The organism is Domibacillus sp. 8LH, from assembly GCF_038806185.1.
In the GTDB taxonomy this organism is placed as follows: domain Bacteria; phylum Bacillota; class Bacilli; order Bacillales; family Domibacillaceae; genus Domibacillus; species Domibacillus indicus_A.
Genome location: NZ_JAVJNG010000007.1, coordinates 21,076 through 45,860 on the forward strand (window position 1 = coordinate 21,076; position 24,785 = coordinate 45,860).

Below are 24,785 nucleotides of genomic sequence, written 5' to 3' on the forward strand. Positions count from 1 at the left end.
GTGGATGTCCGGACAAAACGAAATGCCGCATGAAGAAGGGCTGGATCAAAGCTTAAGCCTGCTTAGAGAAGGATACATGTACATACCAAGCCGGCGCAGGTCTTTTCAATCCGATTTGTTTGAAACAAGTTTAATGGGGAAGCCGGCGATTTGTATGGGCGGCAAGGAAGCGGCCGCTTTGTTTTATGATCCGGCAAAGTTTCAGCGGGAAGGAGCGGCGCCGAAGAGAGTCGTTAAAACGCTGTTTGGAGAAGGCGGCGTTCAAACACTTGACGGGGAAGCACACCGGCAGCGCAAAGCGGCTTTTATGTCTTTAATGGCTCCGAAACACATTGCCCGGCTGAATGACATCGCCGAAGAACAGTGGAAAGAGGCAGCAAGGAAGTGGACACAGCAAAACGAGATCGTTTTATACACAGAAGCCAAAGAACTGCTGTGCCGGATTGCCTGCCAATGGGCCGGTGTACCGCTTGAGAAAGAGGAAGTACAGCAGCGGACAGAGGAATTGAGTGCTTTGTTTGAATCCGCCGTTTCAGCCGGACCGGAATACTGGAAAACGCGCCGATCCAGACGAAAAGCTGAAAAGTGGGTAGGCGGCCTGATTGAAGAGGTACGGGCTGGAAAGCTTCATCCGCCGGAAGAATCAACGCTGTATGTGTTTTCTCATCATCGGGAGCCCGACGGTGAAGTATTGGATACAAAAACAGCCGCTGTAGAAGTGGTGAACATTTTAAGGCCGATTACAGCGGTGTCCATTTACCTTGCTTTTACGGCACTTGCGCTGCATCAGTTTCCAGAGCAAAAACCAAAATTAACGTCTGCCAATGGTTCCTATACAACATATTTTGTGCAGGAAGTCCGCCGCTTTTATCCGTTTTTTCCTTTCACGGGCGCTAAAGTGAAAAAAGATTTTGAATGGCGGGGCATGCACTTTAAGGAAGGAACGTTAGCGCTTCTCGATTTATACGGCACCAACCATGACCCGCATCTGTGGGGAAATCCGGATTTGTTTCAGCCGGAACGGTTTGAAGAGTGGGACAAAAGCCCGTTCGATTTTATTCCGCAGGGCGGCGGCGACTATCATAATGGGCATCGCTGCGCAGGAGAGTGGATTACGATCGAGCTGATGAAAGTAAGCGTTGATTTTCTCGTTAACCGTTTGTCTTACGAAGTACCTGAGCAGGATATCAGCTTCAGTATGACCAGCATGCCAAGCATGCCGAAAAGCGGCTTTATCATGCGTAACATCCAATTAAAGGAGTGAAGACAATGAAAACACAAATCAATGATAATGTTCTTGAACTCATGGTCGGAGACATTACTGAGCAGACAACAGAAGCGATCGTCAATGCCGCTAATGGGTCACTGCTTGGAGGCAGCGGGGTAGACGGAGCCATTCACCAGGCAGCAGGGCATGCGCTAATGGATGAGTGCAAAAAAATCCGTACTGAACAGCTGAACGGGGAAGAGCTGGCAACAGGTGAAGCCGTCCTGACAAAAGGGTACGAGCTGCCGGCTCAATATGTGATTCACACAGTAGGCCCTGTGTGGGGCGGCGGGTCAGAAGGAGAAGAAGAAAAGCTTGCTTCCTGTTACCAGAATACCTTAATGCTGGCAGCAGATAACGGGATTAAAAGCATCGCGTTCCCATCCATATCGACCGGTGTATACGGTTTTCCGATCGAGCAGGCAGCGGTTGTCGCTCTCCGCACGGTCATCGATTTTCTGGAGAAGCAGGCCTTTGGTTATGTAGCTTTTACATTGTTTTCAGATCACGACTACCGGATTTATGAAGCGGCTATGAACCGCGTTATGCAGGAAGAAGGCCGCTGAGCAAGCTCAGCGGTTTTTTTGTACGTGCTATCCCTTGTTTCACAAAGCGGTCGTTGTTTGGCATAATAGGGGTTTAGAAAAATAGATCAATATGTAAAGTAAAGAGGTAGAAAGATGACTCTGCAGCAGTTAAAGTATGTGATTGAAATTGTGCACTGCGGTTCGATTAATGAAGCGGCACGCCGGCTTTTTTTGTCACAGCCGAGCTTGTCGAAAGCTGTGAAAGAGCTGGAGGCTGAACTTGGTATTACTATTTTTATCCGGACACCAAAAGGCATTACACTGTCTACAGATGGAGCGGAATTTTTAGGCTATGCACGTCAGGTAGTCGAGCAGGCAGAACTGCTTGAACGGCGCTATTTAGGATCCCCGTCGGCACGCCAGCTTTTCTCTGTTTCCACACAGCATTATGCATTTGCCGTCAATGCATTTGTAGACATGATTAAAAAGCATGGGGCAGATGAGTACCAGTTTACACTGCGTGAAACAAGAACCTATGAAATTATCGAGGACGTGAAAAACCTGCGCAGCGAGATTGGGATTCTTTATATCAGCTCTTTTAATGAAAAAGTGATGGGACAGCTGCTGAAGGAAGAAGGGCTTTTGTTTCATCCGCTGTTCCAAGCGAAACCGCACATTTTTGTCAGCGCTCAAAATCCACTGGCCGGCCAAGCATCCGTTACGCTTGAAGACCTGGAAGAATACCCGCGCTTGTCGTTCGAGCAGGGGGAATTCAATTCCTTTTATTATGCAGAAGAGCTGTTCAGCACGCTTCCACGCTCTAAAAGCATTCAGGTGAGCGACCGGGCTACGCTGTTTAATTTATTGATTGGATTGAATGGCTACACGATTTCTACCGGTATTTTAAGCGAGGATTTAAACGGCTCGAATATTGTGCCAGTACCGCTTGAGGCAGATGAAACGATTACGGTCGGCTGGGTCGCACATGAAAAAACACGGCTTGGCCGGATGGCGCACGTGTATCTCCAGGAGCTTCAAAATATCATCGAGGCTCATTTGGCTCCGTGATATAACTTTTATCTATAGCGGAAAATCTATTCTAACCGTTACGCTATACCTTCGTTCTATGATGATACATACAACTTAACGAACGAAGGGAATCAATACAAACGACAGCACAAATAAAAACACTTTTAGGTCGTTGGGGGATGAAAAAACAGGGGAGAGCTTCCCCTGTTTTTTCTTTGACTTTTCTAAAGGGCTGGCGAAAAAATGTTCGAAACATGAGCCGGTTTCCTGTAGGATAGAAGAAACAAGTACATTTTACAGGTGATGACATGGCTTTTTTATTAATGGTCTTTTTTTCGCTTATTCCGCTTACAACGTTTGTCATTTTGTTTCGCCTTAAGTATCAGCGTGTCACCTATCCGCTTGCTGTTTTTTATTTAGCGGTTTCAATGTGGCAGATGAGCATTGCTGTTCTCTACGGTGAGAAATGGCTGGATCAGAGAACGATTGAAAGCTTGTTCCGTTTTTTTAGAATGGGAACAGTTATTTTTGCTCCGCTTTTATTTTATATGGTTTATCAGCTGCTTTTTTTTGAAGAACTGCAGTTTGATGTCCGGAAAAAGAAAATACTTCAAAAGATGATCAATCGCTTTTCCTATATCGGTATGCTCATTTGGACTATTGCCGTTTATATGATCAGCTGGACACCGCTTGGGATTGCCGGTTTTGATCGCCATTCCATCCCGCCGTTTAATGATGAGTTTTACTATCCGATGGCGGGTCCGCTTGGCTGGACGTTCTCGATTCATGTTTTATTCATTATTGTGATGGATTTGCTCGCTATTTATTTAACATTTAAAATCGTCGACAAGCATCGCCGTACGTTCTTAAGAGTCTTTTTCGTTTCTCTTTTACTAGCGTACTCATTCGGGGTAATCAATTTATCATCGGACAGCCCTTTGTTTCAAGCGATTTTGGCTCTTATTATTTTGGTAATGGGCATTTTCACAGCATACGTGAAATTGATTTACAACAAGATGGAGGAAGTAAACGGACAGCTGTTGATTCAGCAGCTTTTTCTCCGAAGAGTCATTGATGCGAATCCGAATTTTATTTATGCAAAAGACCAGTACGGACGCTTTACGATGGCGAACGCTGCCATTGCTGCTTTATATGGCGTTTCTTCTGAACAAATGCTTGGAAAACGGGAAAGCGATTTTTATGCAGATCCAAAGCAGGCAGAAGAGATGGCAAAGGAAGATATGTACCTGCTGGAGAAAGATGAAGCAAAGATACAGGAAAAACAGTACTTACAAACGCCGGATAATCGTATTTACACAGTACAGATAACGAAAAAACCGCTCTTTTTTTCAGCAGGGCATAAGGAACTGCTTTGTGTAGCGACGGATATTACCGAAATGGAGCAAAAGGAAGAATATATACGAAAAACAGAAAAGTTGAATATTGTCGGCCAGCTGGCCGCCGGCGTCGCCCATGAGATTCGCAATCCGCTCACTTCCTTAAAGGGATTTATTCAGCTGATTGATCAGGAATATTCCATTGATCCGAAATATACGAAGATTATGCTCGATGAGCTTGAGCGTATTGAGTTCGTTTCGAGCGAGATGCTCGTTCTTGCTAAGCCTGAAGTCATCGTGAAACAAAGCATTACCTTGAGCCATTTAATGAGAGACGTCGTTGACCTTTTAAATATGCAGGCGATCACCCAAAGCATCAATATTCAAATGGAGCCGTTTAAGGAAGAGGTCGAGCTTGAAGGAAATGCAAATCAGCTTAAGCAGGTATTTATTAATGTGTTAAAAAATGCGGTGGAAGCCTCGCCGAAAAATAGTATCATTGCCATTGACCACGAGCAAATCGATAACAGGCTGGCCGTTTCTATAACAGACCGGGGAATGGGCATGCCAAAAGAGCGGCTAGAAAAGCTCGGGGAACCTTTTTATACGAGTAAGGAAAAAGGCACGGGACTTGGACTGATGGTCAGCATGAGAATTATAAAGGAGCACGGCGGCGATATGACATTCCAAAGCCGTGAAGGAGAAGGAACAAAGGTAACCGTTTGGCTGCCGATTAAAGCGGGTGAGAAGGAAGAGAAAAGCGCAGGCGCCTGACATTCGCCCGGAAAAAAGAAGAAACTGCCCAAAAAGCATGCTTCCATAGAAAAGGAAGCATGCTTTTTTAATACATGGTTTTTTCTTTTTTATATGTTTTCACAGCCGGCGGTTCGTACGCATGAAACGAGCGGATCAGCTGTGCTGCCGAATCATGGACTAAGAGCATGGAACGGTACTGCTCCTGTAAAAATTGTTCAGTGGTCATATGGTCAAAGAAGGAAACAAGCGGATCAAAATAATTCGCAGCATTCAACAGGCCGATCGGCTTTTGATGAAGGCCGATTTGTGCCCACGTAAACACTTCAAAAAACTCTTCCATCGTGCCGGCGCCGCCCGGCAGTACAATAAATGCATCAGCAAGTTCGGCCATTTTCGCTTTTCTTTCATGCATCGACTCCACAACATGCAGTTCGGTAAGCCGGGTATGGGCAATTTCCCGCTCCTTCAGCAATGTTGGAATCACGCCGATTACTTCGCCGCCTTCCCGCAAAACCGTGTCGGCTACTGTCCCCATGAGCCCCGCGCTCGATCCGCCATAAACAAGGCTGATACCCCGCTTGGCCAGTTCTCTTCCGAGTGAAACAGCGCTGTCTGTATAGCTTATTGATGCGCCGCTTGCCGAACCGCAAAAAACTGCTATTCTCTTCATCCACTTAGCCCCGTTTCTTTTCTTTTTCTTCAAGTATACTTTGTTTGTTAGGAAAACAGAACAGCAGAGTCCCGATCTTTACAGTAGATTTACATCGGGCATGTACAATCCTCTTTATGTGACGTATAGTCAATAGAAGGACGTATTATGAAAGGGGATTGGGAGATGAACGTAGTTATTACAAAACAAGTACATGCACCGCAGGACCTTGTGTTCAGCATGTGGACAGATGGAAACCATTTGCTGCACTGGTGGGGATCGCCGGGTGTGAAGCTTGGTGTTGTATCGATTGACGTGAAGCCGGGCGGGCTGTTTCACTACAAGCAGACACTGCCGGATGGACAAGTGGTGTACGGAAAATTTACATATCATAAAGTGGAATCACCGAACAAGCTTGCTTTTACCAGTTCATTTGCGGACGAACAAGGGGAGACGATCCGTGCGCCATTCAATGAAAGCTGGCCGCTTGAAGTTTTAAATACGCTAAGTTTTTCAGAAGAAAACGGCGAGACGACGATTGAGATAGAAGGACTGCCGTTTAACGCGACAGAAGAAGAAAGAGCGGTGTTTCAATCCGCCGAAGAAGCCATTAAAAAAGGATTTTCCGGGACATTTGTACAGCTTGAAGCCTATATAGAAAACATCCGATCATAAAGAAACTTTTATAAGGGACGATTCGTTTTTTTAATGAAAAAGACGATCGGTCCCTTTTTTATATGGTGTTTCTACATTTTTCTGTCAGCCCGCGGGCAAAAATGTCTTTTTTCACAGTCTAACGCTTCTCTCCGCTGGGTATAACACTAGTACGATCAAGGTTTTTCTGGAGGAGGGAATACAATGAAATGGCAGGGAAGAAGGGGCAGCTCAAACGTGGAAGACCGGCGGGGCATGGGCGGAAAAGCGGTGCTTGGCGGCGGGCTTGGTGGAGTTGGCTTAATTATAGTGCTTATTTTTACGCTGCTTGGCGGTGATCCGTCTCAATTACTTGGCGGTATGTCGGGAACCAATACGGTTCCTTACGAAGAAACCGAACAAGATCAGGAGCTTGCCGAGTTTGTGTCTGTTGTGCTGGCTGATACAGAAGATGTATGGACCAAAGTATTTCAGGAAGAAGGCATGGTATACGAAAAACCGGTTTTAGTCTTATATTCCGGCAGTGTAGACTCCGCCTGCGGAACCGCCACCTCAGCGGTCGGTCCTTTTTATTGTCCGGGTGACCAGAAGCTCTACATCGATTTAAGCTTTTATCAAGAACTGCAAAGCAAGTTTCAAGCACCTGGAGACTTTGCAATGGCGTATGTAATCGCCCACGAAGTCGGGCACCATGTTCAAACACTGCTGGGCACCTCCCAAAAAGTACATGCTTTGCGGGACCAGCTGAGCGAAGAAGAGTACAACAAATATTCGGTTAAGCTGGAACTGCAGGCCGACTACTATGCGGGCGTCTGGGCTCATCATGCACAGGGAATGGATTTGCTTGAAGAAGGTGACGTAGAAGAAGCATTGACTGCGGCAAGCGCCGTCGGAGATGATACGATTCAAAAGCGCTCGCAAGGATATGCTGTACCGGACAGCTTCACGCACGGTACATCAGAGCAGCGGAAAAAATGGTTTTACCGCGGTTTTCAATCCGGTAATTTAGAAAACGGAGACACCTTTAACGCAAAGGATTTATAAAGGGTTTAGGTGGATTTATGAATAACAGGGCCGGATGATTCTGCTGCATAGCCGGAAAAAGTTTTTACCGGACCGGCAGCAGAATAACTCGGCTCATTATAAAAAATCCGGACGAGGCACGATAAAAGAAGAGGTTTCAACGGCCGTTGAAACCTCTTCTTTTTTCTTTCGCTTAAAAAGTCGTATAATGGGTTGTACATGAAAAAAGCTGGAGGGAATCATGATGGAAAAATTGCAATCACTGGATCAATTTGAGCAGTTGAAAAAAGAAGAGCGCGTTATTTTTATGTTTTCAGCGGACTGGTGCCCGGACTGCCGGGTCATTGAGCCGATCTTGCCGGGTATTGAAGCGGATTATCCGGAATATCAGTTTATTTATGTAGACCGGGATGAGTTTATTGACTTGTGCGGTGAGCTGAATGTATTTGGTATTCCGAGCTTCGTCGCTTACCATAGCGGAGAAGAAGCGGGCCGATTTGTCAGCAAAGACCGGAAAACACAGGAAGAAATTGAAGCGTTCCTTAACAGCTTATCCGCTTGATTGTCTTATGCCGCTGCTCGATTTGAGCAGTGGTTTTTTCATGGGCGCAGCCAGGCGGTAAAAACGCAGCGGCCTGCCTGCTGTTGAAGGAAGAAGCCGACATAGTATAATGAAGTATACTGCTTCATGCATAGGATGATTATTTTGCAGAAATAGGTGAACGTGAAGATGGAAAACGATCAAAAGGCGCCGCTGTTTAACGGGTGGCTCGCCTTGACCAGGATGCAGGCGGCTGTTGCCCAGGATCTGGAGGGGGCACTGCAGCAGGAACACGGCCTTTCGCTAAATGAATGCTACGTGCTGCTGTTTTTATCAGAAGCCCCTGAGAAAAAACTAAAATTGTATCAGCTGCAGGAAATGGTCGGCTTAAGTCAAAGTGCGCTGTCCCGCCTGGTAAACCGGCTTGAAGAAAAAAACTGCCAGGTTCTCAGGCGTCATAGCTGCGTGGATGACCGCCGTGCCATTTACGCTTCGCTTACAAAAGAAGGAGAAGAAAAGCTGGAAAAGGTATTAAATACTTTTTGCAAAACGCTCGAGTCCGCTTTTTCAAGCTCGGCTGTTCAAGAAAGTCTTCAGTCTGCATTTCGTCAGCTGAAAAGATAAGTGTGTTTAGGAAGCTTTCCATTTGGGGAAAGCTTTTTTGTATGCAATGCGCATTGTTTGACAGAGAAGTTTTGGTAAGGGATAATTTACATGCACGCGCATACATATAAAATGCAGGGAAAAGGAGACGAACAGCATGGAGCATTTGTTTACACCTTACAAAATAAAAGGACTTGAATTAAAAAACCGTGTCGTGATGCCGCCAATGTGCCAATACTCGGTAGAAGCAAAAGACGGAATCGCAAATGACTGGCACTTTGTTCACTATGTCAGCCGGGCAGTTGGCGGAACAGGCTTTATTATTATTGAAATGACCGACGTGGAGCCGGATGGCCGTATTACAGACTTTGACTTAGGTTTATGGTCAGACGAGCAAATTCCAGCTTTAAAACGAATTATTGATGCTGTTCACCAGCACGGAGCAAAAGTGGCGATTCAAATCGCTCATGCCGGACGCAAAGCAGAAGATGCGGAGCAGCCGGTGGCACCATCTGCCATTGCTTTTGACGAGAAGTCTAAAACACCAAGAGCATTATCGACGGAAGAAGTAAAAGAGATGGTCGAAAAATTCCGGTCTGCTGTCCGCCGGGCAGTGGAAGCAGGAGTGGACGCCATTGAGCTTCACGGAGCGCATGGCTACTTGATTCACCAATTCCAGTCTCCGCTGACAAATAAACGGACTGATGAATATGGACAAGAGTTAACAAAGTTCGGAAAAGAAGTGATTGCTGCGGCTAAGAGCGAAATGCCGGAAGACATGCCGCTTATTATGCGTATTTCTGCAAGAGAATATGTTGAAGGCGGCTATGGCATTGAGGAAAGCATTGCCTTTTCAAAAGAGTATAAAGCAGCAGGTGTTGACATGTTCCACATTAGCGCAGGCGGCGAAGGTCCAATTGCCGCAGCTGGACGGCCGGGCACGCATGCCGCTTATCAAGTACCACTGGCGCGGGCTATTAAAGAAGCGGTCGACGTACCCGTTATTGCAGTCGGGCGCCTGGATGAGCCTGTTTTGGCTAATGCGGTGATCGGCAACGAAGAAGCTGATCTTGTGGCGGTCGGACGTGGCATGCTGAGAAATCCAAACTGGACGCTTGAAGCAGGTGTTCAATTAGGAAAAGAAGCAGGCATTCCTAAACAGTACCAAATGGGCTTCCCAAGAAAATAAAATAGAAGCAGGAGCGTTTGAACAAGTTTGTTCAGACGCTTTTTTGCGGGTAAATAATGAATGAATACTCATTTGGGTTTTTGTACAATAAAATGAAAACAAGATGTTAACAAGGAGAGTGAATAGAAATGAAGCCTTTTTCTTTGATTCAAACAAAAGTGGAAAACAAGATCGCTTACATGATGCTGAAAAATCCGCCTGTGAATGCGCTGAATGAAAGATTGCTGGAAGAGCTGGAGCAGTGTATCGATGAGCTGAATAACAATCCGTCTGTCAGAGCTGGTATTTTAACAGGGGATGGCTCTTTCTTTGTGGCCGGGGCAGATATTAAAGAATTCACATCTTTGTTTGGACAGGTAGAAGAAGCAAAGAAAGCCGCGCAGAAAGGCCAGGCATTATGTACAAAAATAGAGCAGTCCGAAAAACCGATCATTGCTGCGATTAATGGTGCCTGCCTGGGCGGGGGGCTGGAACTGGCGATGAGCTGTCAGCTGCGGATTGCGGTGCATGAAGCAAAACTCGGGCTTCCCGAAACAAAGCTTGGCTTGATTCCAGGCTACGGGGGGACGCAGCGCCTCACCCGGTTAACGAATACGGCAACGGCGCTTGAACTCATTTTAACCGGCCGGTTTATAGATGGACGGGAAGCAGAACGGATTGGTTTGGTGAACCGTTCTGTCGAGGTAGATCAGCTTTTGCAAGAAGCGGCCGGGATAGCGGAGCTCATTTCACAGAAAAGCCGCTTGTCTGTAAAAGCAGCGATGCAGGCTGTATTCGCGGGTGCAGAGCTTCCACTTGAGAACGGATTGGCGCTTGAAGTGGAACAATTCGGTGCGCTGTTTGCTTCACAAGATGTGCAGGAGGGCGTAACTGCTTTTATCCAAAAGCGCCCGGCTGTATTTCGGGATCAGTAAACCCTCTTTGTATGGAGATCTATGTTTATTGTATAATAAACATAGATTGTAAAATGGAAAGCGAGTGTTCAGTGTGGGACGTAAATGGAATAATATTAAAGAAAAGAAAGCATCAAAAGATGCCAACACAAGCCGTATTTACGCCAAATTCGGCCGTGAAATCTACGTAGCAGCCAAGCAGGGCGAGCCGAATCCAGAAAGCAATCAGGCGCTTCGGATGGTGCTAGAGCGCGCGAAAACATACAGCGTGCCTAAAACGATTATAGACCGGGCGATCGAAAAAGCAAAAGGCGGAGCGGAAGAAAACTACGATGAGCTTCGCTACGAAGGATTTGGGCCAAGCGGCTCTATGGTGATCGTAGATGCTTTAACGAATAACGTGAACCGGACCGCTTCTGATGTGCGGGCTGCATTTGGGAAAAACGGCGGAAACATGGGTGTGAGCGGTTCGGTTGCTTACATGTTTGATGCAACAGCTGTGTTTGGCTTGGAAGGAAAAACAGCGGACGAAGTGCTGGAGCTGTTAATGGAAGCTGATATCGATGTACGGGATGTGCTTGAAGAAGAAGATTCCGTGATTGTGTACGCAGAGCCGGATCAATTCCATGCCGTGCAGGAAGCGCTGAAAGCGGCGGGCGTAACAGAATTTACGGTTGCGGAGCTGACGATGCTTGCACAAAACGACGTGACATTGTCAGAAGAAGACCAGGCACAATTCGAAAAAATGATTGATGCTATCGAAGATTTAGAGGATGTACAGCAGGTATACCACAACGTTGATTTGGGATAAGAAGAAAAAAGCAGCGCTCTAAGGAAGCGGCTGCTTTTTCTTTTGTCCAAAACGCTTTAGCAAGATAAACTGGATTATTTTAGGGTGTGCCTGCTATCATAAAAGTAGAATAAGAAGCAAAAGTGAGGGTGCATCATGTTTGATTTTTCGACATTGCTGACGTTTACGGCGGTTGTGATCGGCTTGTTTTTGGTTCCCGGTCCGGCTGTTTTACTAACGGCAGCACGAACGGTTCAAAACGGGCGGAAAGCCGGCGTTATTACCGGCCTGGGTCTTGCAACAGGTGATTTAATTCATACTATTTTTGCGGCTGTCGGCCTGTCGGCTATTTTAATGACATCTGCTTCCGCATTTAATATGGTGAAATGGGCTGGTGCCTTTTATTTATTTTATATGGGCATCCGGGCTGTTTTTGCTAAGGCTTCTCAAATGGAAATGGCAAAGGCATCGGCAGCTTCAGCCGGGCGCATTTATAGACAAGCGATTCTGGCAGAAGTATTGAATCCGAAAACGGCGCTGTTTTTTCTGGCTTTTTTGCCGCAGTTTGTGGATCCGGCGCGCGGTGCGTCTATTTTTCAATTTATGACACTCGGTCTCATTTTCGTGCTGCTCGGCGTGGTGTATACGACGCTGATTGCGCTGGCCATCGAACCGATCAGCGAGCGGATAAAGCGCGTTTCCTGGCTGAACCGGGGCGGCGGTAATAAAGTGATCGGGGCGATTTATATCGGCCTTGGCATTAAAATAGCACTTCAAGGGCGCTGATAAAAGTAAAAAACAGCCTCTCATGCCAGAGGCTGTTTTTTATTAAGCGTGTTTCCATGTTGTAGATTGTCCGGATTTAGGGCAGGATGGGAAAGTATCGCCTTGTGCAAGCTCCACTTCGTCTTTGTCTTCATCTACATACGTACCGGCTTCTGTCACGCGGTCGCCGGTATTGTGTATATGATCTTCATGGCGCCAGGTGGTCGGTGCATTTGTATTCGGGCAGACAGGAAATTGTTCGCCTTCCTTTAATTCTTCCCTTTTGCCAGCGGCACAAATGTAGGTGCCGGTTTCTTGAACGGGTTCATCTGTGTGGTGAAGATCTTTTATTGTACTCATCGGAAAAGTCCTTTCTTTTTTCGGCTTAAAAGAGCTTTTGTGTAGTAGAATAGCCGGGAATACGGAACTTCAAACATTTTCTAGAAAAAAGAAGGCTTTAGAAAGGGGCAGGCGGGGAAAGAAAAGGAATAAGCATTCTTTAAAAAGGAGGACACTCTCAATGACGAGCCATAACGCTGCCGCATATTTTAAAAGCATTAGTCCACGGCAGATGATCATGCATACCACTGGAAAAGATTCCGTCTCTAATATGGATCTTACTGTTATTGCCGATTTAAATAAACGGTACCACCTGCGAGATGAGGTGATTAATGTCCTTATTCAATACATACTTTTGGCTTCCTTGTCTCTCAGCCACCCGTCGCTTTTTAAAATTGCGATGCATTGGAGCAGGTTAAAGGTGGAAACCGCAGAAGAAGCAATGAATCTCGTTCAAAAAGAACATACAAAATATAAAACGCTTTGGATGACGGATATTCTTCACTCGAAGAAAAAAACCGTCCTCACAGTGGATATGATCCGTGGGGCGGCTGCCAGTAATTTAACAGATGAACAGCTTGGCGCTTATATTCGGGAGCTGTTTACGCGCTCATAAAAAAGCTTCAGCGGCTTAATGCCGCTGAAGCTTTTTAGTTTTGGCGATATCGCCATCCGCCGAGGGAAGAGATATCTTTTCCGGCCGCTGCCGCGCTTGCTTCACACAAGAATCCCTGCACATGTGTGCCATCTTCGAGCTCAATAGTGCCAAAACCAAGCGGCGACGGAATAAGGGAAACAAATGACCCTAATTGAGAAATAGGCATTTCCCACAATTCCAGTTCAATAGAGAAGCCATCCTCTGTTGTTCGAATGAGCCCCGGTTTTTTCGGCATGGTATCGAGCTCTACAAGCTTATAGTCAGGAGCTGTTTTTGCTTCCCGGACAAAACTGGCTTCGTGCTCGAGCATTTGCTTTTCAAGCGGAAATCCTTTCATATGAAGGCCGCAGACAGCAACGAGCGTCGTGGATGGTTTTTCAGGCACGCGGCGGCCGTGCAAAAACAAGCCGGCGAAGCCCGAAATCAAATGCTCATCTCTCGGTCCTGAAAACAGTGTAATGCCAAACGGCACGTTTTGGGCTGCGTCTTCGGCCGGAATGTTCACAGCGGACAAATCGAGCAAATTGCAGTGATTTGTATAAAGCCCCATTTGACTGTTTGTTTGAACAGGGTTATGGCGAACCTCTTCGCGTGTCCACGTACCGCCGGCTGTCGGCATAATTAAAACGGCATCTTGAAGCTGCTGATGGGCTCTTTGTTTAAACGCCTGAAGCGTATGCATCGCATTGAAAACGGAGGCTGCGTCATATTCCGGCTTAGCTCCGGATCGTAATACGGTTTCTGTTACCGGGAATACGACACTTTGATGCTCGTTAATGAACGAGCCCAAATCAGCCCAGCGCTCTGCTACCCACGGGCCGTCGTATAAAACAGCTGCCGCCTCGGAAAGGTAGGTAACATCGATCGATTCAACAGGCAGACCGAGCGCATGCAGCTTTTCTAACGTATGCTGCCAGGCTTGTTTGTATTGATCTGCGAATGGTCCGTAAAAAACTGGCAATTCGCTTGGTACTAATATTTTTTGGGGAAGCGCTGATGCCTGGCGTGTAATCTGTTTCGACCATGGGTCCCGGGCATCAAAGCCGCGGGCAGCTTGATCGACAAGATCTGCATCATCTAAGCTGTTGGCAAAAACCGTTACACAATCAAGGCTAGCACACGCCGGAACGACGCCTTTGACCGGCCATGCACCCAGGCTCGGCTTGTAGCCGATCAATCGGTTGAGCCCGGCCGGTACGCGTCCAGATCCTGCTGTGTCTGTGCCGAGTGAAAAAGCCGCCTGGCCGCGGGCGACGGATACGGCGGAGCCCGCACTTGAACCGCCGCTGATTAAATCGGGGTTCAGCGCATTTTGCGTTTCGCCATACGGGCTTCTTGTTCCAACGAGGCCAGTCGCAAATTGGTCTAGGTTTGTTTTTCCGACTGGAATAGCACCGGCGTCAATCAAGCGCCCAACGACGGTTGCATGTTCATCGGGTGTGTAAGCAAATTCTGCACACCCCGCTGTTGTCGCCACACCAGCAAGGTCGATGTTGTCTTTAATGGCAAATGGAATGCCCCAAAGCGGTGCCTGGGATGGATCGATAGTCTTTAACCGCTCTACGTAAGGGCGGATGAAGCTCCAGGACGGCGGTGTAATCCAAATATTCATGTCCCGGTCAGTCTCAGACCGTTCGATAATTTTTTCAACGACCGTCTCCGGCTTTAAGCTGCCAGATTGGTAGCCCTTCTTTAACTCACGAATGGATAACGTTTTCGGCAGGTTTATCGTCTGCATCAAAAGCACCTCGCTTTTCTTTGGTAATGGAAACAATCAACTGTCCCGCATGAACTTCATCTCCCGGCGCTACATAAACAGACTCGACAAAGCCATCACATGGAGCCGGCTGGGGAAATTCCATTTTCATGCTTTCTTCAATGATAAGTGTATCTCCTTTCTTCACTTCGTCTCCTGGAGAAACAAGAACCTTCCACACACTTCCAGGCATTGAGCAGCGGACCGCTTCCGCTCCTTCCGGAATGGTTTCTTCCGCTGGCTCTGCTGCTTCGTGTTCGGACACATATTCCGTAAGGCCAAGCTCGCGCCAGCTTTCCCGCTCGGCATGGAAAGCAGCCTGCTGTGTTTGGCGGAATTCTTGGGCGCTTTCTTCAATGGATTCGAGAAAAGCTAAATAGTCGCCGAGTTTAAAGGTGGTTTCCGTAATGTCGATTTCAAAACGTCCGCGCAGGAAGTCTTCACGCATTTCAAGCAGTTCGTCCGCACTAACCGGATAAAATTGAATTTGGTCGAAGAAACGGAGCAGCCACGGCTTGCCAGCCTGGAAGCTTTCGGTTTCACGAAGCCGGTTCCAAACCTGTACGGTACGGCCGACAAACTGATAGCCTCCTGGTCCTTCCATGCCGTATACACACATGTAGGCACCGCCAATCCCTACTGCGTTTTCCGGCGTCCATGTACGAGCCGGGTTGTATTTAGTGGTCACAAGCCGGTGGCGTGGGTCGACCGGCGTTGCGACAGGGGCACCGAGGTACACATCTCCCAGGCCGAGAACAAGATAATTGGCGTCAAATACGATACGTTTTACATCTTCGATGTCGTTTAACCCGTTGACCCGGCGGATAAATTCGAGGTTGCTCGGGCACCACGGAGCGTCAGGGCGGACGTTTTTCTGATAGCGCTCGATGGCCAGCTGCGTCGCCGGATCATCCCAGGAAAGGGGAAGTCGGACGATGCGCGATGGCACTTCAATTTCTTCAAGCGGTGGAAGCTTTTCATCGATGGCTGCGAGAACTTCGCAAAGCTCCGTGATCGACATTTTGGAAGCATCGATATGAACCTGCAAAGAACGGATACCCGGCGTCAAATCAAGAACCGGAATGTCAGAGCGTGCTTGAACGGCTTCCATTAAAGCGTGAACTTGAAAACGAAGCAGAAGGTCAAGCTCCATCTCCCCATATTCAACCAGTACGTGCTCGTCGCCTGCTGCCCGGATCGTCATCGGGAAGCTGCCCGTTGACTGCTCAACGAGAATCGGATAATCCGGCGTAAGGCGGGCCGCTTTTTCCGGAAGCGATGGAAGCAGAGAAGACGCTTCCTGTAACCCACTGGCATTCAAGTGCTGCTCTTGTGCCTGGCGAAGAACTTCGGCTTCCTGGAGCGTCAACAGCTGAAAACGGATGCGGTCGCCGGCATGCAGCTGGCCGATCTTCCAAAATTCTGCGGAAGCCGTTGTGACCGGGCAGACAAATCCGCCCAGGCTCGGCCCGTCCGGACCAAGTAAAATCGGCATGTCACCTGTTAAATCAAGTGTTCCGATGGCATACGCATTATCATGAATATTAGACGGATGAAGGCCGGCTTCACCGCCGTCTTCACGTGTCCAGAGCGGGGCAGGCCCAATTAAACGGACACCAGTGCGCGAGCTGTTAAAGTGAACTTCCCAGCTTGTTTCAGTGAGCTGCTCCAAGTATTCCGGCAATAAAAATTCAGTTGTACAATGAGGGCCTGGGATCACACCAATAGTCCATTCTTTTGTTAAAACCGGCTGTTTGTCTACCGCAAGCGCCGCAGGAGAAGGAAGGGAAACAGGATGAACCTGCAAAACATCTCCTGTCCGCAGCGCCCGTCCGCCATGTCCGCCGAATCCGCCAAGGGTAAACGTTGCTGCACTGCCGAGGTGAAGCGGCATATCTAACCCGCCTGCGACGAGGAAGTAAGTGCGCATGCCTGTTTCGGCTTCACCGAACGTCAGCACCTGTCCGCGCTTTGCCTGCACAACCGTATACATAGGCACCGCTTCTTTATTCAGTACAGCCTTCATGTCCGCTCCTGTCAGGCAAAAAGCAGTATCGCCGCGGAAACGGTAAGACCCGCCGCGAAGAGTCAGTTCAAGACCAGCAGCCCGGTCTTCATTCCCTAAAAGTTTATTGCCGATTCGGAACGAAAAAGGATCCATCGGTCCGCACGGAGGAACGCCTACATCCCAGTGGCCGACACGACCCGGCCAGTCCTGCACGGTCGTTTGAATGCCGCCATCAAGCACTTCAATCGCCTGTTCCGCCGGTGTAAAACCGTCGAGCATACGGGTATGAACGAGACCGCTTCGGCAGTCGTTTTCCCGCAGGAGCGCTTGAATATATTGAAGGTTCGTTGTCACACCGTAAAGGCGCGTTTCACGAAGTGCTGCGTGCAGCTTGTCGATGGCTTCTTCGCGCGTATCGGCATGAACAATCACTTTCGCAAGCATAGGGTCGTAAAGAGACGTCACGTTCAGCCCGTCCCGCACCCATGTTTCAATGCGGGCTTGTTCAGGAAAGCGGACCTGGTCGAGCTGGCCGCCGCTTGGCCGGAAGTCGTTCAAGCAGTCTTCTGCATAAATGCGAGCTTGAATACTGTGGCCTTTTGGCGCTTTGTACAAGTGGCTGAGCCCGCGTAATTCGCCTGCTGCCTCGCGCACCATCCATTCCACTAAATCGATGCCAAGCACTTCCTCCGTCACGCCATGCTCGACTTGAAGCCGGGTATTTACTTCAAGAAAATAAAACTGTTCTGCTTCTGGATCATATAAAAACTCGACGGTTCCCGCACTCCGGTAGCCGACTTTTTCTGCAAGACGCTTGGCAGAGTCGAGCATTTGTTTACGGACCGCAGAAGAGAGGCAGGGAGCCGGGCTTTCCTCAACGACTTTTTGATTGCGCCGCTGAATCGAGCAATCCCGCTCGCCAAGCGCGGCCACCTCACCGAATTCATTGCCGAAAATTTGCACTTCTACATGGCGCGCTTTTTGAATGTATTTTTCTAAAAACACACCGCCATTGTTAAAGTTGGTCTCGGCCAGACGGCAGACTGAATCGAAGGCGTCACAAAGCGCGGTTTCATCCCCGCAGACACGCATGCCGATGCCGCCGCCGCCCGCTGTGCTTTTCAGCATAACCGGATAGCCGATTTGTGCTGCTTCTGACAAAGCTGTTTGAAGATCTGTAATGAGTGCTGTACCGGGAAGAAGCGGGACGCCCGCTTTTTCCGCCATATCACGGGCAGAATGCTTTAAGCCGAACAGCTCCATTTGTTCTGGTGTCGGGCCGATAAATGCAATGCCATTTTCGCGGCAGGCACGGGCAAAATCAGCATTTTCGCTTAGAAATCCGTATCCGGGGTGAATCGCCTGAGCGCCTGTTTGGATAGCGGCGTTTAAAATAAGCTCGGCATTTAAATAGCTGTCTTTCGCTGCGCCTTCCCCAATTAAAATCGCTTCATCTGCTAAATCAACATGCAGGCTGTCCTGGTCTGCTTTCGTGTAGACGGCAACAGAGGCGATACCCATTTGGCGAAGGGTTCGTTCAATGCGGACGGCAATGGCTCCGCGGTTGGCAATTAATACTTTTGTAAACATGGTCATCGCTCCTTTAGTTTTGATTCCAGATTAGCAGCTGAATCGGTGTCGGATTATAGGCGTTGCAAGGATTGTTTAACTGCGGGCAGTTGCTGATTAGGACAAGTGTCCGGCTCACTGCCTGCATTTCCACGTAGTAGCCGGGAGCCGAAACACCGTCAGCAAAGGTTAACCCGCCGTCTGGTGTGACCGGTACATTCATGAAAAAGTTGACGTTAGGAGCTAAATCCCGCTTTGTAAAGCGTGGATCTTTTTTGGAAAGCTGCAGCATAAACGTGTCACGACAGTTATGCATCGGCAGCGTATCGTGTGAGTAGCGCACTGTGTTGCTTTGTGCTGAGCAGGCGCCGCCGATCGTATCGTGACTGCCGCACGTATCAGCCACAATTTTGACCAGTTCTTTGCCTGATTCAGATAAAAGAACAGAGCCGGTTGTTAAATACACATTGCCCTGGCACGTAATCGTGTTGACCGCACTGTAATGATCCGCCGGATTATCAGCATCATAAAACAATGTGTCTGCTGCTTGATTTCCCTCCAAGTCGACAATACGAAGCACCTGTCCCGGCTCTAGCGTATACGTCCAGCCATCTCCCGCTGGGATGGTTTTATTGTAAAAAGCATCCTCTGCTTTTCGATCACTCACAACATGATGTAATACCGCCATTATCGAACACCTCCTTGAGTAAGCATTGTGTGGTCCCATGTATTTTCAAACGCGCGCCGGTTTTCCGGGCGGTGATTCAAGCAAAGGTCGTCTTCCTGCACCGGAGCTGCATCTGTAATTTCGATTTTCACCGGTACAGAAGGGTAGACGGGGCTTGGGTCAAGCGGATTTGGTGTATTAGATAAAACGAGTAGAACATCTAATTCTGTCCGCAGTGTCACAGAGTCGCCTTTTTTGGCATGGCCGGAAACAAAATGCATGCGGCCGTCTTCCGTGCAGTACACTTTGGAAAACAAATTCACAACAGGGACGAGATCGCGTGTTGTCAGGCCGTTTCGGAACAGTTCAACGGCAAAGTTTTCTTCACCGCTTCGATACCAGTCGTTTCGTTTTTCCTGATAGGTTGTTCGTCCGTAGCGCTCGTCGACGGTACGGCGTGAGATGTAACCGGAAATCGTATCATGCCAGCCGAGTGAGTCATCTGTGAGGCTGGCCAGCACGCGCCCGTTATCACTCATCAGCACGTTCCCTGTCGTTAAGTGGGCAGTGTGCTGAGCTTTTAATGTATCCGGCATATTGTAGCGCTCTGCCGTATCCATGGCGGAATAAAGAAGAAGAGAGACGTTAGCGCCATCTTCCATCGCCGTAAATGTAATGGACTTGCCGCGGCTGATCCGGCCGGACCATTTGCCGCCAGCAGGAATATACTTTGTTAACATATCAGTCATGTAAAACAGCCTCCTTTTGAATGAACAAAGCGCAGGGCGCTCATATGAAATCATGAAAAAAGGATAAAAGCCCGGGAGATGATCGTCTCCCAGGCTTTTATCCTTCCGTGTATACAGCAGCAGCTGTACGCTCTCTCTCGGACCAGGCTTTAAAGAAGAACTCTTTAAACGGAACCCTAGACAGCTTTTTGTTTTCAACGCGATGTGAAAACCTTTATTGGTTTATGCAACAAGTATAACAATCTGAAAAAACTGAAAACAACGTTTATGTTAGATTATCTTACATCGTTTTTTGCTGAACAATCGGTTTTGTTTGAATATCCCGCTGCTTGCTTTGAGCTGACAGCCAGGCTTTTCTAGCCTGCCAGTAAATGAAGCCGGCAATGACCCAGATAACTCCGTACGTCAGCGTATGCTTATCTAACAGCGTCAGAAGCCAGCCGATAAACCCGGCACCGACCAGTGGGAAAACAAGATACAAAAACGTTTCTTTCGGTGAACGCTTCTTTAACTTTATATAGTAATGGGCAATAACCGATACATTCACGAATGTAAAAGCAGTTAAAGCGCCAAAGCTGACAAACATAACGGCTGTATCCAAATTAATAAAAACAGCGGATAAAGAAACGGCAGCGATAAACAAGATGTTTGCGACCGGTGTTTGATATTTCGGATGAAGAGAGGTAAACAGCTTCTCCGGCAGAATCGATTCACGTCCTAAAGCGTACATAAACCGACTGACACTAGTGACAGAGGAAACCCCTTGCGTAAACGTAGCGATGATCAATACCATAATAAATAACGAGCTTAAGAGGTTTCCGCCAACAAGCTGTACAAGGCTGTAAGCGGCATTGTCGGGATTGGTAAACGTAAAGTCAGGATAAGCAACCTGCGTTAAATACGAAATCGCAATGTACATCGCCGCAGCAATAAACACAATGAGGAAAATGGCTTTCGGGATCGTTTTATCCGCTTCGATCGTTTCTTCTGACATAGTGGTGACGGCGTCAAATCCGAGAAAGCAGAAGCAGATCAGTGCGGCACCGGAAAAAACAGCACCCAGTCCAGCATGTTCACCGAAAAACGGCGCGAGCGAAAACAGGGAGCTTGACCCGGTGTCGCCAGTCACCATATCTTTTACGATGAATAAGCAGAACAACAGGATAAATCCAATTTGTACAAGAACCGAAATACCACTGACGCGTGCGGCGGACTTGATGCCGACAATATTAACGACCGCAAGCACCACATTCATTACAATAATCCAGACGAAAACCGGAATGGCTGGAAACTCGGTATTCATAAAAATGCCAAATGTTAAGACCGCAATGATGGGTGAGAAAATATAATCCATTAATAGAGCCCAGCCGACTAAAAATCCAGCTGTGGGATGGATTGCTTTTTTCGTATAGGTGTAAGCAGAACCTGACATCGGATACGCTTTGACCATGCGGCTGTAGCTGTAAGCAGTAAAGAAAATAGCCAGAAAAGCAACGATATAAGCAGCGGCCATCATCCCTCCTGCCGCTTCAAATGCAACGCCGTAAACGGTAAAGAAAATCATCGGTGTCATCCAGGCAAGTCCCATAAATACAACTTGATGCAGCTTCAGTGATTTCGCAAGTGTCGTTTTTTCAGTCATCTTCATTCACCCTCTTTTCCGAATGTAGCGGAAAAATAAAAAAGCCCGGGAGAATTTTATGTAAAATTCTCCCGGGCTTTTATCCCTCCGTGTATACAGTACATACTGTACGCTCCCTCTCGGACCAGACGTTTTTCAACCGGAACCCTAGGCAGCATCTTTGTTCTTGATTGCGATAATAAGAACCCCTATTTGTTTGATAATACGGAGTATAAGGAGAAAAAAGAGTGTGTGCAACGAACATGTTAGATTTTATAACAAAATATTTCGAAAACTCTTTTTTGCGTTCCCTTTTTTCTTCTTTTCTTTGTACAATGGTCTGGACACAGAAAGAGGAGGACAAGAAATGAAACAGTCAAAATGGAGGGCATTGGCATGGGGCTCTATCGCTGTGTTCTTTGCGCTCAGCCTTTGGTTCAGTGCTTCCGCTGTGATCAATGATCTGACAGACCGATGGGGATTAACGGAAGCGGATAAACCATGGGTGTCGGCTGCCGTGCCGGCTGGGTTTGCAGCCGGCGCTTTGATAAGTGCTGTTTTAGGGATTTCTGACCGATTTCCAGCAAGAAAATTATTTATGATATCAGCGCTGGCAGGAGCGCTTGCCAACAGCCTGCTTTTGTTTGCAGACCATCCTTTTATCGGTATTTTGCTGCGTTTTGTGACCGGAGCAGCACTTGCAGGTGTTTACCCGGTAGCCGTTAAAGTATTAACGCTCTGGTTTCCGAAGCACCGGGGCCTCGCGATTGGCATTGTGATTGGTGCACTCACTCTGGGTTCGGCCCTGCCGCATTTGCTGGCAGCTCTGACGATGAACGTAGATTGGAGAGGGGTTATTCTCTTAAGCTCTATTTTATCGGTGTTGTCGGCAGTCATTATGATTCGTTTTGTGCAGGACGCCCCCCAGCAGGGCACACCGTCTGTTTTCTCGGTCAATATGATTGGTAAAGTACTGCGTAACAAGCCGGTTATGCTGGCGAATTACGGGTATTTCGGGCACATGTGGGAGCTGTATGCCATGTGGACATGGCTGCCGCTTTTTATGGCAGAAGGCGGCTTGGCGCACGCTTCTTTTCTTTCATTTGTAACGATTGGCCTGGCTGGTGCAGCTGGGTGTGTGCTCGGCGGTTTACTCGCAGACAAGGTGGGCCGTGCCCGGCTGACTATTTGGGCCATGGGGGTGAGTGCTGTCTGTGCATTTGTAATTGGCTTCACTTTTGAACATTCACTGCTGCTTATGATGGTAGTGGCTTCTATTTGGGGATGTTCTATTATTGCGGATTCTGCCCAGTTTTCAGCAGCCGTTTCTGAGTTTACAGAGGGAGATTATTTGGGCACAGCGCTGACATTTCAAATGAGTATTGGATTTTTGTTAACAATTATATCCATTAATCTGGTATCATGGATACAAGTGCATGCAGGCTGGGAATGGGCCTTTTTTGTTCTTGGGATTGGCCCTGTGCTGGGCATAACGGCTATGCACCGGCTTCGAAACTACGAAGAGGCGGCTGGAAGTGAATAAAGCAAAAGCATATGGGGATTCGTTTTGGAAAGGGAAAAGCGAACCGGCATTTGTATCGGCGTGGTTGTTTGGCGCCGATTCCGGCTCGGCTTGTCATTGGAATCAAAACGGCGGCTTGTTTTCTATGAAATTGAACAGGAACGTCTTCCTCAAAAAGGAGATTCCAGTATTCTGTTAAACAGCCGGGAGGAACCGGCAGCTATTATCCAAACAACAGAGGCGCAAATCATGCCCATGAATGAAGTGCCGGCCGAATTCGCGGAAGCAGAAGGAGAGGGGGACCGTTCATACACGTAGCGGTACGAAGCGCATAATAACTTTTTCACAATTGCTTTTCAGGAGCTGGACCGGGAATTTCAGGGCAATATGCTGCTCGTATGTAAGCGATTTGTTTTTTGGGCATAAAAGAAAGCGCTTTAAAAATGGCGATAAGAGTACAGCAAGTTACATAATCATAGGGATAAGCTTATTTTTTGATTTATTTTGGACGTGGGTCTGATTGGTCATAAACAGGTATGCACAAAAGAGAAGTCCTGGTCGAAGACTGGATGAATCAGAAGCAAGAAAAGAGATGTTTTGAGGTGGTGTCTGCCGTTTATATTTACTTCTTCGCCAGTGATAATGGCGGCAGCGCTCGCATAAAAATAAGAAGTGTTTTTTTGAGCTTGAAAAGGAAAAAGCCCTGCGGATATCGAATTGTAAGAAAGAAACAGGGGGAATATGGGAAAGAGGAGTGGGGGCAATTGACAGGTACCATGCCCGATCAAATCAATCAAACCATTGGTGAGCAAGAAGAAATGTATCAGAATATTATCGAATATTCGCTTGAAACAATTGTGATTCATGTTGATTATAACATTCTTTATATTAATGAATCCGGGACCGATTTTTTTCGGGCTCCAAAAGAAGCGCTTATTGGCGGTAATATTCTATCCGTATTTCAGCCATCATCACATGACATGATCAAAAAACGGATTCAAAAAGCCATGACGGAAGGTGTATTGTCTCCGCTTATTGAAGAAAAAATCATCCGTGCAGACGGCACTGTAGTAGAAACAGAGCTTTACTGCCGGCCAGTTACCTATGGAAATCGAAAAGTGATGCAGTCGGTTTTTCGGGATATATCCGTTCGCAAAGAAGCGGAAAAAATGCTTAAAAACCGCGAAAAGCTTGCTTCAGTCGGGCAGATTGCGGCCGGCATCGTTCATGAAGTAAAAAACCCGCTGACAGCTGTAAAAGGCTTTTTACAGCTGTTGAAAGAATCTCATTCTCATCCGTATCTACAGACAATGGAAAATGAGCTTGATAAAGCGTTAATGACATTGCAAAACTTATTGCAGGTATCAAAGCCGGACTTGCAGGACGAACCGCTTACACCGATTGATTTTTGCAAAGAGCTGCAATCATTAATGCTGTTATTTCAAGACAAGTTGTACGATGTAGAAGTGGAAATGGATCTGCGTAATCCGGGAAGCCGGATTCTTGGGAAGAAAAACCTGTATTTAAAAGCATTTTTTAATTTAATCAAAAATGCTTTAGAAGCCATTCATGAAAAGGGAAAAATAAAAATTAGCCATTACTGCGACAACCAATGGGTGTATATTAAAGTGGCAGATACAGGCGTAGGAGTGCCAGAGGAAAAGCTTTCTATGCTGGGAACGCCTTTTTTTTCAAGCAAATCAGATGGAACGGGGCTTGGCCTGACACAGGTATATACAACAATTCATGAACATGGCGGGCATATTTCGGTTGAAAGCCGCCTTGGTGAAGGAACGACTTTTTCTATTCGACTGCCTATATCCCACTGAAAAAATGAAACGCCTTTGCACAGCATGCAAAGGAATAAAAAAGC

The 24,785-nt window shown here is 47.4% G+C and carries 22 protein-coding genes, 1 pseudogene and 2 riboswitches; of the genes and pseudogenes, 16 read left to right on the forward strand and 7 right to left on the reverse strand.

Annotation, left to right across the window (positions count from 1 at the left end; translation table 11 throughout):
* The first annotated feature begins 4 nt into the window (after window positions 1-4).
* The 4 genes from cypC (at window position 5) to RG959_RS10965 (ending at window position 4,934) form a co-directional block, all read left to right on the forward strand.
* On the forward strand, window positions 5-1,264 hold the full coding sequence (gene cypC / locus RG959_RS10950) for a CYP152 family fatty-acid peroxygenase CypC (RefSeq protein WP_342797146.1): 1,260 nt from the start codon (window positions 5-7) through the stop codon (window positions 1,262-1,264).
* A gap of 5 nt (window positions 1,265-1,269) precedes the next feature.
* Window positions 1,270-1,833 carry an O-acetyl-ADP-ribose deacetylase gene (locus RG959_RS10955; protein ID WP_342797147.1) on the forward strand — a complete coding sequence of 188 codons (564 nt, stop codon included), beginning with the start codon at window positions 1,270-1,272 and terminating at the stop codon, window positions 1,831-1,833.
* A 114-nt stretch (window positions 1,834-1,947) separates the two neighbouring features.
* Window positions 1,948-2,862: a LysR family transcriptional regulator gene (locus tag RG959_RS10960; RefSeq protein WP_342797148.1), complete on the forward strand. Its 915-nt coding sequence runs from the start codon at window positions 1,948-1,950 to the stop codon at window positions 2,860-2,862.
* A gap of 269 nt (window positions 2,863-3,131) precedes the next feature.
* Complete coding sequence (locus RG959_RS10965) at window positions 3,132-4,934, forward strand: ATP-binding protein (RefSeq protein WP_342797149.1); 1,803 nt, start codon at window positions 3,132-3,134, stop codon at window positions 4,932-4,934.
* Between the two features lie 67 nt (window positions 4,935-5,001).
* Here the strand turns inward: RG959_RS10965 and RG959_RS10970 are convergent, their stop codons facing one another.
* On the reverse strand, window positions 5,002-5,586 hold the full coding sequence (locus RG959_RS10970) for an LOG family protein (RefSeq protein WP_342797150.1): 585 nt from the start codon (window positions 5,584-5,586) through the stop codon (window positions 5,002-5,004).
* A 165-nt stretch (window positions 5,587-5,751) separates the two neighbouring features.
* On the opposite strand from RG959_RS10970, the gene RG959_RS10975 reads away from it, so the two are divergent.
* The 8 genes from RG959_RS10975 (at window position 5,752) to RG959_RS11010 (ending at window position 12,044) form a co-directional block, all read left to right on the forward strand.
* Window positions 5,752-6,240: an SRPBCC family protein gene (locus tag RG959_RS10975; protein WP_342797151.1), complete on the forward strand. Its 489-nt coding sequence runs from the start codon at window positions 5,752-5,754 to the stop codon at window positions 6,238-6,240.
* 183 nt (window positions 6,241-6,423) lie between these two features.
* Window positions 6,424-7,263 carry a KPN_02809 family neutral zinc metallopeptidase gene (ypfJ, locus tag RG959_RS10980; protein WP_251272494.1) on the forward strand — a complete coding sequence of 280 codons (840 nt, stop codon included), beginning with the start codon at window positions 6,424-6,426 and terminating at the stop codon, window positions 7,261-7,263.
* 223 nt (window positions 7,264-7,486) lie between these two features.
* A complete protein-coding gene (locus RG959_RS10985; protein ID WP_342797236.1) occupies window positions 7,487-7,804 on the forward strand; it encodes a thioredoxin family protein in 318 nt (105 codons plus the stop codon).
* Between the two features lie 168 nt (window positions 7,805-7,972).
* Window positions 7,973-8,407 (forward strand): MarR family winged helix-turn-helix transcriptional regulator, encoded by a 435-nt coding sequence (locus RG959_RS10990; RefSeq protein ID WP_342797152.1) that lies wholly within the window; start codon window positions 7,973-7,975, stop codon window positions 8,405-8,407.
* 136 nt (window positions 8,408-8,543) lie between these two features.
* Window positions 8,544-9,575 carry an NADH:flavin oxidoreductase/NADH oxidase gene (locus RG959_RS10995; protein ID WP_342797153.1) on the forward strand — a complete coding sequence of 344 codons (1,032 nt, stop codon included), beginning with the start codon at window positions 8,544-8,546 and terminating at the stop codon, window positions 9,573-9,575.
* Between the two features lie 128 nt (window positions 9,576-9,703).
* Window positions 9,704-10,489, forward strand: a complete 786-nt coding sequence (locus RG959_RS11000; RefSeq protein WP_342797154.1) for an enoyl-CoA hydratase-related protein — start codon at window positions 9,704-9,706, stop codon at window positions 10,487-10,489.
* A gap of 73 nt (window positions 10,490-10,562) precedes the next feature.
* On the forward strand, window positions 10,563-11,279 hold the full coding sequence (locus tag RG959_RS11005) for a YebC/PmpR family DNA-binding transcriptional regulator (RefSeq protein WP_309090790.1): 717 nt from the start codon (window positions 10,563-10,565) through the stop codon (window positions 11,277-11,279).
* A gap of 135 nt (window positions 11,280-11,414) precedes the next feature.
* Entirely contained in the window at window positions 11,415-12,044 is a 630-nt protein-coding gene (locus tag RG959_RS11010) for a LysE family translocator (RefSeq protein ID WP_342797155.1), read from the forward strand.
* A 42-nt stretch (window positions 12,045-12,086) separates the two neighbouring features.
* Here the strand turns inward: RG959_RS11010 and RG959_RS11015 are convergent, their stop codons facing one another.
* A complete protein-coding gene (locus RG959_RS11015; RefSeq protein WP_342797156.1) occupies window positions 12,087-12,383 on the reverse strand; it encodes a hypothetical protein in 297 nt (98 codons plus the stop codon).
* 160 nt (window positions 12,384-12,543) lie between these two features.
* On the opposite strand from RG959_RS11015, the gene RG959_RS11020 reads away from it, so the two are divergent.
* Window positions 12,544-12,978: a DnaD domain protein gene (locus RG959_RS11020; RefSeq protein WP_251272487.1), complete on the forward strand. Its 435-nt coding sequence runs from the start codon at window positions 12,544-12,546 to the stop codon at window positions 12,976-12,978.
* 34 nt (window positions 12,979-13,012) lie between these two features.
* Here the strand turns inward: RG959_RS11020 and atzF are convergent, their stop codons facing one another.
* The 5 genes from atzF to RG959_RS11045 form a co-directional block, all read right to left on the reverse strand.
* Window positions 13,013-14,758: an allophanate hydrolase gene (atzF, locus tag RG959_RS11025; protein ID WP_342797157.1), complete on the reverse strand. Its 1,746-nt coding sequence runs from the start codon at window positions 14,756-14,758 to the stop codon at window positions 13,013-13,015.
* Complete coding sequence (gene uca, locus RG959_RS11030) at window positions 14,718-18,374, reverse strand: urea carboxylase (protein ID WP_342797158.1); 3,657 nt, start codon at window positions 18,372-18,374, stop codon at window positions 14,718-14,720. Before uca ends, atzF begins: the two co-directional genes overlap by 41 nt.
* 13 nt (window positions 18,375-18,387) lie before the next feature.
* A complete protein-coding gene (locus tag RG959_RS11035) occupies window positions 18,388-19,041 on the reverse strand; it encodes an urea amidolyase associated protein UAAP2 (RefSeq protein ID WP_342797159.1) in 654 nt (217 codons plus the stop codon).
* A complete protein-coding gene (locus RG959_RS11040) occupies window positions 19,041-19,769 on the reverse strand; it encodes an urea amidolyase associated protein UAAP1 (RefSeq protein WP_342797160.1) in 729 nt (242 codons plus the stop codon). Before RG959_RS11040 ends, RG959_RS11035 begins: the two co-directional genes overlap by 1 nt.
* An 84-nt stretch (window positions 19,770-19,853) precedes the next feature.
* A riboswitch (guanidine-I (ykkC/yxkD leader) is annotated at window positions 19,854-19,960 on the reverse strand.
* An 89-nt stretch (window positions 19,961-20,049) separates the two neighbouring features.
* On the reverse strand, window positions 20,050-21,411 hold the full coding sequence (locus RG959_RS11045) for an APC family permease (protein ID WP_483298876.1): 1,362 nt from the start codon (window positions 21,409-21,411) through the stop codon (window positions 20,050-20,052).
* 66 nt (window positions 21,412-21,477) lie between these two features.
* A riboswitch (guanidine-I (ykkC/yxkD leader) is annotated at window positions 21,478-21,573 on the reverse strand.
* A 184-nt stretch (window positions 21,574-21,757) separates the two neighbouring features.
* Here RG959_RS11045 and RG959_RS11050 point away from each other — a divergent pair.
* The 3 genes and pseudogenes from RG959_RS11050 to RG959_RS11060 all read left to right on the forward strand — a co-directional run bounded on the left by RG959_RS11050 (window position 21,758) and on the right by RG959_RS11060 (window position 24,741).
* Window positions 21,758-22,933, forward strand: coding sequence for an MFS transporter (locus RG959_RS11050; protein ID WP_342797162.1), 1,176 nt, complete (start codon window positions 21,758-21,760; stop codon window positions 22,931-22,933).
* Window positions 22,926-23,338: pseudogene (locus RG959_RS11055) on the forward strand (ASCH domain-containing protein). Before RG959_RS11050 ends, RG959_RS11055 begins: the two are co-directional and overlap by 8 nt.
* Window positions 23,339-23,676: 338 nt before the next feature.
* Window positions 23,677-24,741, forward strand: a complete 1,065-nt coding sequence (locus tag RG959_RS11060; RefSeq protein ID WP_342797163.1) for an ATP-binding protein — start codon at window positions 23,677-23,679, stop codon at window positions 24,739-24,741.
* Window positions 24,742-24,785 lie beyond the last annotated feature (44 nt).